The sequence below is a fragment of the Pantoea sp. GbtcB22 genome (assembly GCF_019091025.1).
GTDB classification, from domain to species: Bacteria; Pseudomonadota; Gammaproteobacteria; order Enterobacterales; family Enterobacteriaceae; genus Pantoea; species Pantoea leporis.
Genome location: NZ_JAGXKB010001010.1, coordinates 1 through 230 on the forward strand (window position 1 = coordinate 1; position 230 = coordinate 230).

The 230-nt window shown below is 57.4% G+C and carries 1 protein-coding gene; it reads left to right on the top strand.

The features are described 5' to 3' along the window. Window positions 1-230, top strand: a 230-nt coding sequence (locus tag KVT28_RS27340) for a molybdopterin-dependent oxidoreductase (protein WP_217551490.1), incomplete at both ends; no start/stop codon positions are given.

Below are 230 nucleotides of genomic sequence, written 5' to 3' on the forward strand. Positions count from 1 at the left end.
TGAACTCAACAAGCTGCTCAAACTGGCTGAACCCACCAGCAATGCGCGCTTTGTGGCGTCTGAAACGCTGTACGCACCTGACCAAATGCCGGGTCAGAAAGATCGCTTTATCGGCGGAGGGCTGGATTATCCCTATGTGGAAGGCTTGCGGCTTGATGAAGCGATGCATCCGCTGTCGCTGCTGAGTACCGGCGTGTATGGCAAAGCGCTGCCGCCGCACAATGGCGCAC